Annotated in this window: 12 protein-coding genes; 3 read left to right on the top strand and 9 right to left on the bottom strand. The window is 73.5% G+C overall.

What is annotated here, in order from left to right:
* Window positions 1-57: 57 nt before the first annotated feature.
* The 6 genes from ACFVUT_RS14965 to ACFVUT_RS14940 form a co-directional block, all read right to left on the bottom strand.
* Window positions 58-636, bottom strand: a complete 579-nt coding sequence (locus tag ACFVUT_RS14965) for a hypothetical protein (protein ID WP_389648611.1) — start codon at window positions 634-636, stop codon at window positions 58-60.
* Window positions 637-774: 138 nt separating this feature from the next.
* Window positions 775-1572, bottom strand: a complete 798-nt coding sequence (locus tag ACFVUT_RS14960; RefSeq protein ID WP_389648462.1) for a type III pantothenate kinase — start codon at window positions 1570-1572, stop codon at window positions 775-777.
* Entirely contained in the window at window positions 1572-2615 is a 1044-nt protein-coding gene (nadC, locus tag ACFVUT_RS14955; RefSeq protein WP_389648459.1) for a carboxylating nicotinate-nucleotide diphosphorylase, read from the bottom strand. The genes ACFVUT_RS14960 and nadC overlap by 1 nt, the downstream gene beginning before the upstream one ends.
* Complete coding sequence (locus ACFVUT_RS14950; protein ID WP_389648456.1) at window positions 2612-4498, bottom strand: L-aspartate oxidase; 1887 nt, start codon at window positions 4496-4498, stop codon at window positions 2612-2614. Before ACFVUT_RS14950 ends, nadC begins: the two co-directional genes overlap by 4 nt.
* Window positions 4495-5595: a pantoate--beta-alanine ligase gene (gene panC, locus ACFVUT_RS14945; protein WP_389648453.1), complete on the bottom strand. Its 1101-nt coding sequence runs from the start codon at window positions 5593-5595 to the stop codon at window positions 4495-4497. Before panC ends, ACFVUT_RS14950 begins: the two co-directional genes overlap by 4 nt.
* Window positions 5592-6542: a Rossmann-like and DUF2520 domain-containing protein gene (locus ACFVUT_RS14940; RefSeq protein WP_389648450.1), complete on the bottom strand. Its 951-nt coding sequence runs from the start codon at window positions 6540-6542 to the stop codon at window positions 5592-5594. The genes panC and ACFVUT_RS14940 overlap by 4 nt, the downstream gene beginning before the upstream one ends.
* A gap of 264 nt (window positions 6543-6806) precedes the next feature.
* Between ACFVUT_RS14940 and ACFVUT_RS14935 the strand changes: the two genes are divergently transcribed.
* On the top strand, window positions 6807-8051 hold the full coding sequence (locus ACFVUT_RS14935; protein WP_389648608.1) for a threonine aldolase family protein: 1245 nt from the start codon (window positions 6807-6809) through the stop codon (window positions 8049-8051).
* A gap of 270 nt (window positions 8052-8321) precedes the next feature.
* Here ACFVUT_RS14935 and ACFVUT_RS14930 read toward each other — a convergent pair whose 3' ends face one another.
* Window positions 8322-8486, bottom strand: a complete 165-nt coding sequence (locus ACFVUT_RS14930; RefSeq protein ID WP_389648447.1) for a hypothetical protein — start codon at window positions 8484-8486, stop codon at window positions 8322-8324.
* 104 nt (window positions 8487-8590) lie between these two features.
* Here ACFVUT_RS14930 and ACFVUT_RS14925 point away from each other — a divergent pair, with 104 nt between their 5' ends.
* A complete protein-coding gene (locus ACFVUT_RS14925) occupies window positions 8591-9703 on the top strand; it encodes a DUF5937 family protein (RefSeq protein WP_389648606.1) in 1113 nt (370 codons plus the stop codon).
* Window positions 9704-9763: 60 nt separating this feature from the next.
* Here ACFVUT_RS14925 and ACFVUT_RS14920 read toward each other — a convergent pair whose 3' ends face one another.
* On the bottom strand, window positions 9764-10438 hold the full coding sequence (locus tag ACFVUT_RS14920) for a response regulator (protein WP_389648444.1): 675 nt from the start codon (window positions 10436-10438) through the stop codon (window positions 9764-9766).
* 102 nt (window positions 10439-10540) lie between these two features.
* Window positions 10541-11743: a sensor histidine kinase gene (locus ACFVUT_RS14915; RefSeq protein ID WP_389648442.1), complete on the bottom strand. Its 1203-nt coding sequence runs from the start codon at window positions 11741-11743 to the stop codon at window positions 10541-10543.
* 96 nt (window positions 11744-11839) lie between these two features.
* Here ACFVUT_RS14915 and ACFVUT_RS14910 point away from each other — a divergent pair, with 96 nt between their 5' ends.
* A complete protein-coding gene (locus ACFVUT_RS14910; protein WP_389648439.1) occupies window positions 11840-12838 on the top strand; it encodes an SAM-dependent methyltransferase in 999 nt (332 codons plus the stop codon).
* Window positions 12839-12991: the final 153 nt, after the last annotated feature.

Here is a 12991-nt window from a genome sequence, read left to right as displayed (position 1 = left end):
TCCAGAGTAGCGAGGCCGGTACGGACGTCCGCGCACCCCCTCCGCGTCGCGGACCGGCTATCCCGCGGCCCGCTGCTGCGGTGGCGGGACCGGGCGGCGCGGCGGGAAGACCTCCGAGGGCTTCGGCGCCGGGCGCTCGGCCGGCGGGACCGGCCGGGGCGGCGCCGCCGGAGTCTTCGGCCGTTCGGGTTCCGGGTCGGCGGCACGACCGCCGGGCAGGGCGAGGAGCCTGCTGCGGGGCGCGGGCGCCGCCGTCGGCGTGCCGCGCCCGGCGAGGCGGGCCCGCACCGACCGCTCCGCGAGCACCTGGCAGCGCTCCAGCAGGGCCGCGGCCACCGGTCTGTGGCGCAGGGCACGCAGCGCGGCGAGGTCGTCGGGGCGGGGGTCGTATCCGCCCGCCAGGGCGTCCTGGAGCAGTTCCAGGTAGCCGTTGACCGAGCCGGGAAGGGCATCGCGGTAGCGGGCGAGGTCGGCGAGGAGGAACGCGCGCAGCCGTCCCGCCTCACCGACCGCCTCGTCCACCGCGCCCGCCAGCCGCAGGCAGTCCTGGACGTCCTCGTCGGGCAGGGTTGCGGGGTGAAGGGTGATGGCGAGGGCACGTCGGAGCACACGCAGCTCGTCCGCGCTGAACGCCATACCGCCGCGTGATCCGTAGGGCGTGGGCATGACGCGACAATACGTGCTAAATGGACAAAATCGGCTTAGCTGGCAGTCGGCGGCGCGGCGCCGGCCCCCGTTCCGCCGAACCGTTCCCGCAGGTACGCCCCGTGTCCGCTACAACCGGGACATGTTCCGCTCGTACACCAGACGCAGACCGATGAGGGTGAGCCAGGGCTCGTGCTCGTCGATGACGGAGGACTCGCCCAACACCATCGGCGCAAGGCCGCCCGTCGCGATGACGGTGACGTCGTCGGGTTCGGCCGCCAGCTCCTTCTTCATCCGTGCGACGACGCCGTCGACCTGGCCCGCGAAGCCGTAGATGATGCCCGACTGCATGGCCTCGACGGTGTTCTTGCCGATCACGCTGCGCGGCCGGGCCAGCTCGATCTTGCGGAGCTGGGCGCCCTTGACGCCCAGCGCCTCGACCGAGATCTCGATGCCGGGGGCGATGACACCGCCGGCGTACTCGCCACGGGCGGAGACCGCGTCGTAGGTGGTGGCCGTACCGAAGTCGACGACGATCGCAGGACCGCCGTACAGGTCGACGGCGGCGACCGCGTTGATGATGCGGTCCGCGCCGACCTCCTTCGGGTTGTCCATCAGGATCGGCACCCCTGTCTTGATGCCCGGCTCGACGAGGACCGCGGGGACGTCGCCGTAGTAGCGGCGGGTCACCTCGCGCAGCTCGTGCAGGACGGCCGGGACCGTGGAGCAGACCGCGATGCCGTCGATGCCGTCGCCCAGTTCCTCACCGAGCAGCGGGTGCATGCCCATCAGGCCCTGGAGCAGCACCGCCAGCTCGTCCGCGGTGCGGCGGGCGTCGGTGGAGATCCGCCAGTGCTCGACGATCTCCTCGCCGTCGAACAGGCCGAGGACGGTGTGGGTGTTGCCGACGTCGATGGTGAGCAGCATCAGGCGCCGACCCCGGCGGTGTCGCGGAAGTCCAGGCCGATGTCGAGGATCGGCGAGGAGTGGGTGAGCGCGCCGACGGCCAGGTAGTCGACGCCCGCCTCCGCGTAGGCGCGTGCGGTGTCGAGGGTGAGCCGGCCGGAGGACTCCAGGGTCGCGCGGCCACCGACCAGCGCGACCGCCTCGGCCGTCTGCAGCGGTGTGAAGTTGTCCAGCAGGATCAGGTCGGCGCCCGCGTCGATGACCTCGCGGACCTGCTGCAGGGTGTCGACCTCGACCTCGATCGGTACGTCGGGGAACTCGTCCCGTACCCGCTTGAACGCCTCGGCCACGCCACCCGCCGCGATGACGTGGTTGTCCTTGACCAGCGCCGCGTCGGACAGCGACATGCGGTGGTTGACGCCGCCGCCGCAGCGCACCGCGTACTTCTCCATGGCGCGCAGGCCCGGCGTGGTCTTGCGGGTGTCCCGGACCTCGGCCTTCGTACCTTCGAGCACATCGGCCCAGGCGCGGGTGGCGGTCGCGATGCCGGAGAGCCTGCAGAGCAGGTTGAGGGCGCTGCGCTCGCCGGTGAGCAGGTCGCGGGTGCGGGTGGTGACGGTCAGCAGCTTCTGGCCGGGGGCGACGCGGTCGCCGTCCTCGACGTGCCGCTCGACCTCGAACGCGTCCGTGCAGACGATCGACAGCACGGCCTCGGCGACGCGCAGACCGGCCACGACGCCCGCCTCACGGGCGGTGAAATCGCCGGTGGCCACGGCGTCCTCGGGAACGGTGGCGACGGTGGTGACGTCGACGCCGCCGTCCAGGTCCTCCTCGATGGCGACGTGCGCGACGTCCTCGACCTGGACCGGGTCCAGTCCGGCCTCGGCGAGGAGCTGGGCGAGGTCGGGGTCGAGACCGCACTCCACCGCGTCCGGATCGTAGAAATCGTCCCCGCCGCAGCCGCAGCCGTCCCCGCAGCCGCCGGCGGACGGTGCGGGCGCGCCGATCTGGATCAGCGGTACGTCCACGGGTGTGGGGCGCGGATTCTCTTCGGGCGTGCTCACGGTTGCGGCTCCTCGGTGACGTCGGCGGGGTGGTTCAGGGGTGCTGCTGCGCAGTCTGGTGTCCGCGCCGGGCGTACGGGCCCGAATGCCTCGGTCTCCGTCCGACGGAGGACGAGTTGACGCTCCGGGGTGAGCCGGACGACGAGGTGGCGGCGCCAGTTCTCGTCGTCGCGTTCGGGCCGGTCCTCGCGCCAGTGGCAGCCGCGGGTCTCCTCGCGTCGGCGGGCGGCGGCGACCAGGACCCGCGAGACGAGCAGCAGGTTGGTGGCCTCCCACGCCTCGACGCCGGGCACGGCGACCTTGGGCTCCGCTGCCCCGGCGGCCTCGGCGGCGCTGTTGTGCAGGGCCTCCAGCTCGTCGGCGGCGGTGGCCAGACTCTCGGCGGAGCGGAGGACTCCGGCGCCGCGGGTCATGATCCGCTGGATCGTGCGGCGCGCCTCGGGGTCGAGCAGCGGGGAGGGGGCGGGGAGGGGGGAGGGGGCGGGGAGGCTTTCGGCGGTCGCGGCGTCGGGGTGGTGGAGGTGCTCGGTCGCGGCGTCGGGCCCGGGCCCGGTCTCGGTCTCGGTCTCCGTGCGGTGCTCGGTGGCGCCGGCCTCGGCGGCGGCCCGGGGGCGGTCCTCGGTCGCGGCGGCCCCGGGGCGGTCCTCGACGATGTCCGCAGCGATGCGCTCGGCGAAGACGAGGCCCTCCAGGAGGGAGTTGGACGCCAGCCGGTTCGCCCCGTGCACGCCGGTGCAGGCGACCTCGCCGCAGGCGTACAGACCGGGCACGGTCGTCCGTCCCCGCAGGTCGGTGCGGATGCCGCCGGAGGCGTAGTGCGCGGCGGGGGCGACCGGTATCGGTTCGGTGACCGGGTCGATGTCGTGGGCTCGGCAGGCCGCCAGGATGGTGGGGAAGCGCTGTTCCCACATCTCGGCGCCGAAGTGGCGGGCGTCGAGGTACATGTGCTCGGTGCCGTGCAGCGCCATCTGGCGGGTGATGGCCTTGGCGACGATGTCGCGCGGGGCCAGTTCCGCCAGTTCGTGCTGTCCCAGCATGAAGCGCGTGCCGGACGCGTCGACGAGATGGGCGCCCTCGCCCCGTACCGCCTCCGACACCAGGGGCTGCTGGCCTTCGGAGCCGGTGCCGAGGAAGAGGACCGTCGGGTGGAACTGGACGAATTCCAGGTCGGAGACCTCCGCGCCGGCCCGCAGCGCCAGGGCCACGCCGTCGCCGGTGGAGACCGCCGGGTTGGTGGTGGCGGAGAAGACCTGGCCCATGCCGCCGGTGGCGAGGACCACGGCCGGAGCACGGACCGCGCCGACGCCGTCGTGCTGGCCCTCGCCCATGACGTGCAGGGTGACACCCGCGGTACGGCCGTCGGCGTCGGTGAGGAGGTCCAGGACGAGGGCGTTCTCGACGGTGTGCAGCGCGGCTTCGCGGACCGCTTCGACCAGGGCGCGGGAGATCTCGGCGCCCGTCGCGTCACCGCCCGCGTGGGCGATGCGGCGGCGGTGGTGGCCGCCCTCGCGGGTCAGCGCGATGTCACCGCTGTCCGTGGTGTCGAAGTGGGCTCCGGTCCCGATCAGCCGGCGCACGGCGTCGGGACCTTCGGTGACGAGGGTCCGCACCGCGGTCTCGTCGCACAGGCCCGCGCCCGCGACCAGGGTGTCGTCCAGATGCTGCTGGGGGGTGTCGCCCTCGCCGAGGGCGGCCGCGATGCCGCCCTGCGCCCAGCGGGTGGAGCCGTCGTCGAGGCGGGCCTTGGTGACGACGACGGTGGCGAGCCCCGCGGCGGCGCAGCGCAGTGCGGTGGTGAGACCGGCCACGCCGGAGCCGACCACGACGACGTCGGCGTCGATGGACCAGCCGGGGGCGGGGGCGGTCAGCCGTATTCCGGTCACGTGGAGGCTCCGAAGGTCAGCGGGATGTTGTCGATGAGGCGGGTCTTGCCGACCTTCGCGGCGACGGCGAGGATCGCGTCACCGGTGGTGCGGTCGTCGGGGATCTCGGTGAAGTCGGCCGGATCCACGAGCGCGACGTAGTCCAGGGCGAGCGGCGGCTGTTCGGCGGCCGCGTCCTCCAGGATCAGTTGCGCCGCGGCGCGTACGGCGGCGGGTCCGTCCACGGGACGGGCCAGCGCCACGGCCTGGGTGTCGGCGGCCGCGCGGGTCTCGCCGAGCCGGGTGAGCGCGGCGGCCCTCCCGGTGGTCGCCGCGGTGGTCTGCGCGCGGGCGTGCAGCGCCTGCTGGGCGGCGAGCCTGTCCCGCGCGGCGAACAGGGCCCGGGACAGGGCGAGGGCGGTGTGGCGCTCCTCGGCGTCCAGGAAGCGGTTGCGGCTGGAGAGCGCGAGACCGTCCGCTTCACGGACCGTCTCCACGCCGACGATCTCCACGGGGAAGTTCAGATCGCGCGCCATGCGGCGGACCAGCGCGAGCTGCTGGGCATCCTTCTGCCCGTAGAACGCGAGGTCGGGGCGGGTGAGGTGGAGGAGCTTGGCGACGACGGTGAGCATTCCGTCGAAGTGCCCGGGGCGGGAGGCCCCTTCGAACCGCTCGCCCATGGGGCCCGCCGAGATCCGCACCTGTGGTTCACCGCCGGGGTACACCTCGTCGGCCGACGGCGCGAAGACCGCGTCCGCCCCGGCGGCACCGGCCACGGCGAGATCGGCTTCGAGCGTGCGGGGGTAGCGCTCCAGGTCGGCGGCCTCGCCGAACTGGAGCGGGTTGACGAAGACGGTGACGACGACCTGGCCGTCCGGGCCCGTGGCCGCGCGTGCGGCACGGATCAGGGTGGCGTGGCCCTCGTGCAGGGCACCCATGGTCATGACGACGGCCCGCTGCCCGTTGAGGGGGGCGAACACGGCGAGCTCGGCGGCCGTACGCAGCAGGACGGGCGCGGTGCCGGGGGCGGGCGCGGTGCCGGGCGTGGGCGGGGCGGCGGGCGTGTGGGTGCCGCCGGGCGTGGGCGTGATGCCGGGCTTGCCGGGCGTGGGGGTCATCGGGGCTCCTGCGATCCGGGGCCGCCCGTGGTGCCGGTGCCGTCGGCCAGGACTCCGAGCAGATCCTCGGCCTGCTCCGGCTTGAGCATGCCGTGGGCGAGCGCCCGGTCGGCGGTGGCGCGGGCCATCGCCACGTAGCCGGCCACGGCCTGCGGAGCGTGTCTGCGCAGCTCGCCGATGTGCGCGGCGACCGTGCCCGCGTCGCCGCGGGCCACGGGGCCGGTCAGCGCGGCGTCGCCGGAGCGCAGGGCGTTGTCGAGCGCGGCGCCGAGGAGGGGGCCGAGCATCCGGTCGGGGGCGGCGACCCCGGCCGTGCGCAACAGCTCCATCGACTGGGCGACCAGGGTGACCAGGTGGTTCGCGCCGAGGGCGAGGGCCGCGTGGTAGAGCGGGCGGGACTCCTCGGCGATCCATTCGGGCTCACCGCCCATCTCGATCACCAGCGCCTCGGCGGCGAGCCGCAGCTCCTCGGGGGCGGTCACGCCGAAGGAGCAGCCGGCCAGCCGCTGGACGTCGACGGAGGTGCCGGTGAACGTCATCGCCGGGTGCAGGGCGAGCGGCAGGGCGCCGGCCCGCAGGGCCGGGTCGAGCACCCTCGTGCCGTACCGCCCCGACGTGTGGACGATCAGCTGCCCCGGCCGCACCGCTCCGGTCTCGACAAGGCCCTCGACCAGGCCGGGCAGGGCGTCGTCGGGAACGGTCAGCAGCACCAGCTCGGCACGGGCGAGGACCTCGGCGGGCGGCACCAGCGGGACATCGGGGAGCAGGGCGGCCGCCCTGCGCACGGACGCGTCGGAGACGCCCGACACGGCGACCGGCCGATGCCCGGCGAGCTGGAGGGACGCGGCGAGCGCGGGGCCGACGCGGCCCGCGCCCACGACGCCGACCGTGAGACGGGCGGGGCGGTCCCTCGCGTCGAGGGGCTCCTTGGGGACTGTTGCATTCACGCGGCGGTGGCCTTCCGTTCCAGTCCGCGGGGGGTACCGGACGATTTCTCTGCATGCTACGCCAGCGTTACGCCCCGCCTCCTGGCTGTCCACAGCCTGTGGGAAAAGTCCGCGCGGGTGCGGGGTGCCGATGCGGGGTTCCGGTGCGGGGTGCCGATGCGGGGTTCCGATGCGGGCCCGGGGCCAGGCCGTATGGGCAGGGTTTCGGGCCGGGGGAAATGCGGGCCCGGTTGTGCTCTGCGTGATGATCGTCGCATGACAGACATGGCAGACACGGATGAGCAGGCGCGGCAGACGCCCGACGAGACGGGAGCCGGCCCAGAGGGGCGGGAACCGGACGGGGCACGGAGCGACGAGCGGGAGCACGGCCGACCGCAGGAGGCCGAACAGCGTCTGCGCAGGCTGAATGCCTGGCGCGCGGCCGAACGGACCCTGATCAGGCCGCCCATGGACCTCTCGCTCGGTGATCGGCTGGCCGCCCTGGCAGAGGGGGCCGGCTCGGTCACCGATCTCGGTGCCCCCGCGGACGCCTACGGCGGTGGAGTGGTCGCCGAGCTGGAGGGACGGATCGCTGACCTGCTGGGCATGGAGGCCGCCGCGTTCTTCCCGACGGGGACGATGGCGCAGCAGGTCGCGCTGCGCTGTTGGGCCGGGCGGACCGGCAATGCCACGGTGGCGCTGCACCCCCTGGCCCACCCCGAGGTGCATGAGCGCGGCGCGCTGGAGGCGGTGAGCGGGCTGCGTACCGTCCACCCGACGTCCCGTCCGCGGCTGCCCACGGCACAGGAGATCCGCGACTTCGCCGAACCGTTCGGCACGATGATGCTGGAGCTGCCGTTGCGCGACGCCGGTTTCGTCCTGCCGACGTGGGAGGAGCTGGAGGCCGTCGTGGCGGCAGCGCGGGAACGCGACGCGGTGGTGCACCTCGACGGCGCGCGACTGTGGGAGTGCGCCCCGCATTTCGGGCGGGAGCTGCCGGAGATCGCGGCGCTCGCGGACAGCGTGTACGTGTCGTTCTACAAGACCCTCGGCGGAATCTCCGGGGCCGCACTGGCCGGTTCCGAGTCCCTGATCGAGGAGGCCCGCACCTGGCGCCACCGGTACGGCGGGCAGCTCTTCCAGCAGTTCCCGGCGGCGCTCGCCGCGCTGATCGGCCTGGAGCGGGAGCTGCCGCGGCTGCCCGCGTACGTGGCACAGGCGAAGGTGGTGGCGGGGGCTCTGGCCGAGGGCTTCTCGGCGGCCGGCACCGACTGGTTCCGGGTGCATCCTGAGCCGCCGCACACGCACCAGTTCCAGGTGTGGCTGCCGTACGGGGCGGATGTCCTGGCGGAGGCGTCGGTGCGTCAGGCGGAGGAGACGGGCGTGGCGCTCTTCCGCACCTGGCGGCCGAGCGATGCCGGGCCGCCCGGGGTGTCGCTCACCGAGGTCACGGTGGGTCGTGAGGGGCTGGAGTGGACAGCGGCGGACGTACGGGCAGCGGTGGCGGATTTCGTGGAACGGCTGGCTTAGCGGGGACCGGCCGGGGCAGGCCGAGCGGACCGACGGGAGCGCCGACCGGAGCGCCGACCGGAGCGCCGACCGGACCTACCGGATCAGGCGGACCTACCGGACTTACCAGCCCGGGCGGACCGGGCAGGGGCGCCGGAGCCGCCCGCCCCGGAGGGAGCCGCCCGCCCCGGAGGGAGCCGCCCGCCCCGGAGGGAGCCGCCCGCCCCGGAGGGAGCCGTCCGCCCCGGAGGGAGCCGTCCGCTCCGGAGCCCGGACCGGCCGGTTCCGTCCTCAGGCCACGCCCGGGCCGCCGGTCCGGGCGGACCGCCTGCGGCAGTAGCGGGCACGGAGGGCCCGCAGGACGGACCGGTCGTGCCGACCCGGCAGCGGCGGCGGGGCCTCTCCGTGCTGAGCAGCGCGAAAGCTGTCGAACATGTGCTGCTGAATGGCGTCCATGCACGCAGCCTGCGCCGGTCCCGGCCCGCCCGCCCGTCGATTGACAACCACCGTCAAACGGCGTGTGGCCTTTCGCGCGCGTCCCGCACCATGGAGGGGTGAGCGTGCACATCGACATCGCGGGGTTGACGCCCGAGCGCATCGTTTTCGAGACCTCCCCCCTCGCGGAACTGGGGCTGGCGCTGCACGCCCTCTCCGAGCCGGGGCACCACCCGGGCCTGCACGGCTGGGCGACGGCGACCGCGAGCGCGCTGGAGCCGGATCTCGCCGACCGGCTGCACGAGGCCGACTTCCTGTGGCGCCACACGTTCTCGGACGTCTTCCTGCCGTTCGCCGGAGTCCGTGGCGGCAACGGCAGGACGGGGGCGAACCTCGCCGAGGACCTGGACATCCTCGACCGGCTGGACGACGAGCGGTTCGTCTCCGCCGCTCTGGAATTCACCTGCGCGAGCCTGTACGGGATGGGCGCGCCCTCACCGCTCAGCGACGCGACCATGCGCGCCCGCGCCCTGGACATGGCGGCGACGCGCGGCCCCCAGCAGGTGGAGTTCACCAAGCAACTGCTGGCCGACCCCACCTCCGTACGCCATTGGATCCGGCGCCTGTTCGAGGACTGCGACCAGGCGTTCTTCGCCGACACCTGGCGGCGGGTGCGGATCCAGCTGGTCGCCGACGCCCGGCACAAGACGGATCTGCTGCGGCGCAAGGGGCTCGGCGAGGCGCTGGGCGCGGTCTCCCTGGCCCTGTCGGTCGACGAGGCGGAAACCCTGATCAGCGCCGACAAGCTGACCCAGGGACGGGCCGACGCGTCCGACCCGGCCGTCGGCCCCGGGCTCACCCTCATCCCGTCCACCTTCGGCTGGCCGCATCTGAACCTCCTGCACGCGCCGGGCTGGCGCCCGGTGATCCACTATCCGGTGCACCACCCCGAGCTGCCCTCCCCCGCCTCGGTGGAGCTGCTCCAACTGCGCATGGAGGCGCTGGCCCACCCCATGCGGATGCGCCTGTGCCGCCATCTCGCCCGTTCCGCGCACACGACCGGCGAACTCGCCGACACGCACGGCATCACGGCACCCGAGGTCTCCCGGCACCTCACGGTGCTGAAGAAGGCGGGCCTGGTCATCACCCGGCGGCGCGGCCGCTACGTGCTGCACCAACTGGACCTGACGCTGGTGGCACGACTCGGCAGCGATTTCCTGGAGGGCATCCTGCGCTGAGCCCCGGCGAGCTCACGCGGCACGCGCTGCGGCCCACGTCTCGCGCTCGACGAAGGCCGGTCAGCCCGCCCCGCCGCCGGCCCTGACCAGTCCCGACTCGTACGCGAGAACGACGACCTGCACCCGGTCGCGCAGGCTCAGCTTGGTGAGGATGCGGCCCACGTGGGTCTTCACGGTCGCTTCGGAGAGCACGAGGCGGGCCGCGATCTCGCCGTTCGACAGGCCCTGCGCGACCAGCAGCAGCACTTCGCGTTCGCGCTCGGTGAGCTTGTCGATGCCCTTGTGCCGCGGTTCGCTTCTGCCGCTCGGCAGCATCGGTGAGAAGCGGTCGAGCAACCGGCGGGTGGTGGACGGGGCGACGACGGCGTCGCCGCTGTGCACGGAGCGGATGGCGGCGAGCAGTTCGGCGGGCGGCACATCCTTGAGCATGAAACCGCTGGCCCCGGCCTTCAGCCCGGAGAAGGCGTACTCGTCGAGGTCGAACGTGGTCAGGATGAGCACCTTGGGCGGGTCCGGCTGCGCGCAGAGGCGGCGGGTGGCCTCGACGCCGTCCAGCCGCGGCATCCGGACATCCATCAGCACCACGTCGACGGCGGTGGAGCGAAGGATCTCGATCGCTTCCGCGCCATCGCCGGCCTCGGCCACGACCTCCATGTCCGGCTGCGCCGCGAGCACCATCCGGAAGCCGGTGCGCAGCAGCACCTGGTCGTCGACGAGCATCACGCGGATCGCCATGAGGGGTCCTGTCTCCTGTTCCTGTCGGTCTGTGCTGTCTCTCGCGCCTGTGTGTCCAGTTGATCCAGTGCCGCAACAGGCAACGTTTGCCCCGTCGCGGTACTAGTGAGCCGGCTTGAGCGGCAGCAGTGCGCTGATCCGGAACCCGCCGCCGGGCCGCGGTCCGGCATCCAGTGTGCCGCCGACCATGCCGACCCGTTCGCGCATGCCGATCATTCCGTGGCCCGCGCCGTCGGCTCCGCCGTCCTCGTACAGTTCGTGCGCCGCGCCGCGCCCGTCGTCCTCGACCAGCAGCCCCAGCCCGTCGTCGAAGTAGACCAGCCGCACGCTGGCCCCGGCGTCGGGGCCACCGTGCTTGCGGGTGTTGGTCAGGGCCTCCTGCACGATGCGGTACGCGGTCAGTTCGACCCCGCTGGGCAGCGGGCGCGGCGTGCCCTCGATCTCGAAGTCCACCGTCAGGCCGGTCTGACGGACCTGCTCGACCAGATCCTCGATCTGTTCGACATCGGGCTGTGGGACGTACTCCCCGCTCTCCTGGCTGTCGCCGGTCCGCAGCACACCGAGCAGGCGGCGCATCTCGGCGAGGGCCTGCCTGCCGGTGCTGGAGATGGTCTCCAGGGCCTGCCGGGCCTGGTCGGGGGCCGCGTCCATGACGTACGCCGCACCGTCGGCCTGCACGACCATCACCGAGACGTTGTGCGCGACGACATCGTGGAGTTCGCGGGCGATACGGGCGCGCTCGGCGGCCACCGCGACCTTCGACTGCGCCTCGCGCTCCCGCTCCAGCCGGGCCGCGCGCTCCTCCAGCTGGCTGAAGTAGGCGCGCCGGGTCCGCATCGAGTCGCCGAGCACCCAGGCGAGCACGAACGGCACGGTCAGCACGACGCCGGTGAAGATCTGCTCGACCAGGCGGTTCTGATGTATGTCCTGCGGCCAGCGCAGTTGGGAGAGACCTGCGGCGCTCAGGGAACAGACCAGCGCGAGCCGGGACGCCCAGCGCTCCCCGACGGTGGCCACGGTGAAGACGATCACCAGCATCGCGAAGTCCGCGACGCTCGGCTCGACCCCCACCACCAACTGGACGACGCCCATGGCCACGGCGACCAGCAGCATCCTCTCCGGCGCACGTCGGCGCAACGCGACGACGGTGCAGAGACCGACGCTGACCAGCACGGCCACGAGCCGCTCACCGGCGCTGTGCGCATACGCCACCATGGACAGGCAGGAGAGCCCGAACAGGAAGACAGCCCAGAAGCTGTCGACGCCCGTCGGGTGTCTGCGGATGAAGTCGTAGAGGCGCTGCACGTAACCCAGCGTAGGGACAGGCGGAAGGTGCGTGGGTCCGCCGAAGGGCCGATCCACCTGCTGGGACCGTACTCCCCAAGGTGGAGACTGGGGAACGTGACGGATGAGTGGCGTGGGTGGCAGGAGGCGGCAGAGACCGCTTTGTACGGAGACAGGGGGTTCTACCGGAGTCCCGAGGGACCGGCGGGCCACTTCCGTACCTCCGTGCACGCATCGCCGCTGTTCGCCTCCGCCGTGGCCCGGCTGCTGGTGGGGACGGCACGGGAGCTGGGCACCGGCTCGGTCGACCTGGTGGACCTGGGGGCCGGGCGGGGCGAGCTGCTGACGGGGGTGCTGGCGGCCCTGCCCGCCGTGGGCGCCGACGGTCTCGCCGTACGGGCGTACGCCGTGGAGATCGCCGCCCGTCCGGCGGATCTGGACCCGCGGATCGAGTGGTGCGCCGAGCCGCCGACGGGGACACGCGGGCTGCTGTTCGCCAACGAGTGGCTGGACAACGTCCCGACCGAGATCGCCGAGACCGACACGGAGGGCGTCGACCGGTATGTCCTCGTCCGGACGGCGGACGGTGCGGAACGGCTGGGCGAGCCGGTGGCCGGGGCCGACGCCGAATGGCTCCGCCGCTGGTGGCCGTCGGCCGGACCGGGCAGTCGGGCGGAGATCGGCCGCCCGCGCGACACGGCCTGGGCACGGGCGGTGTCCACCCTGGCCGAGGGACTCGCGGTGGCGGTGGACTACTCCCATGCGCGGGAGACACGGCCCCCCTTCGGCACACTGACCGGCTTCCGGTCCGGCCGCGAGGTACGGCCGGTGCCGGACGGCAGCTGCGACCTCACCTCTCATGTGGCACTGGACGCGTGCGCGGCGGCGGTGGACACCTCGTCCGGCACGCGGCCCGAGACACTGACGCAACGCGAGGCACTGCACCGCCTCGGCATCAACGGTGAGCGCCCCTCACCGGCCCTCGCGTCGACCGACCCTGCCGGTTATCTGCGCGCCCTCGTCTCGGCGGGCGAGGCGGCGGAACTGACGGCCAGGGGCGGCCTGGGCGACTTCGGCTGGCTCCTGCACCGAAAGACCGGCGCCGCCGCCGCATGAGGCACGAGGCAGGAACCTGAGGCGCAGGGGCGAGGCAGGAACCCTGAGGTGCGAGGGGCGAGTCGGGAGCCGTGAGGTGCACGACGTGAGGCACACGGCGCAGACGTGAGGCCCGGAGCCGCGCCCGTATCCGTCGTGGCCGCACCATCACCC

This window comes from Streptomyces sp. NPDC058051 (assembly GCF_042885475.1).
Lineage (GTDB): Bacteria > Actinomycetota > Actinomycetes > Streptomycetales > Streptomycetaceae > Streptomyces.
Note: the sequence above shows the minus strand (reverse complement) of the source record. Positions and strands in the feature narration are given on the sequence as shown.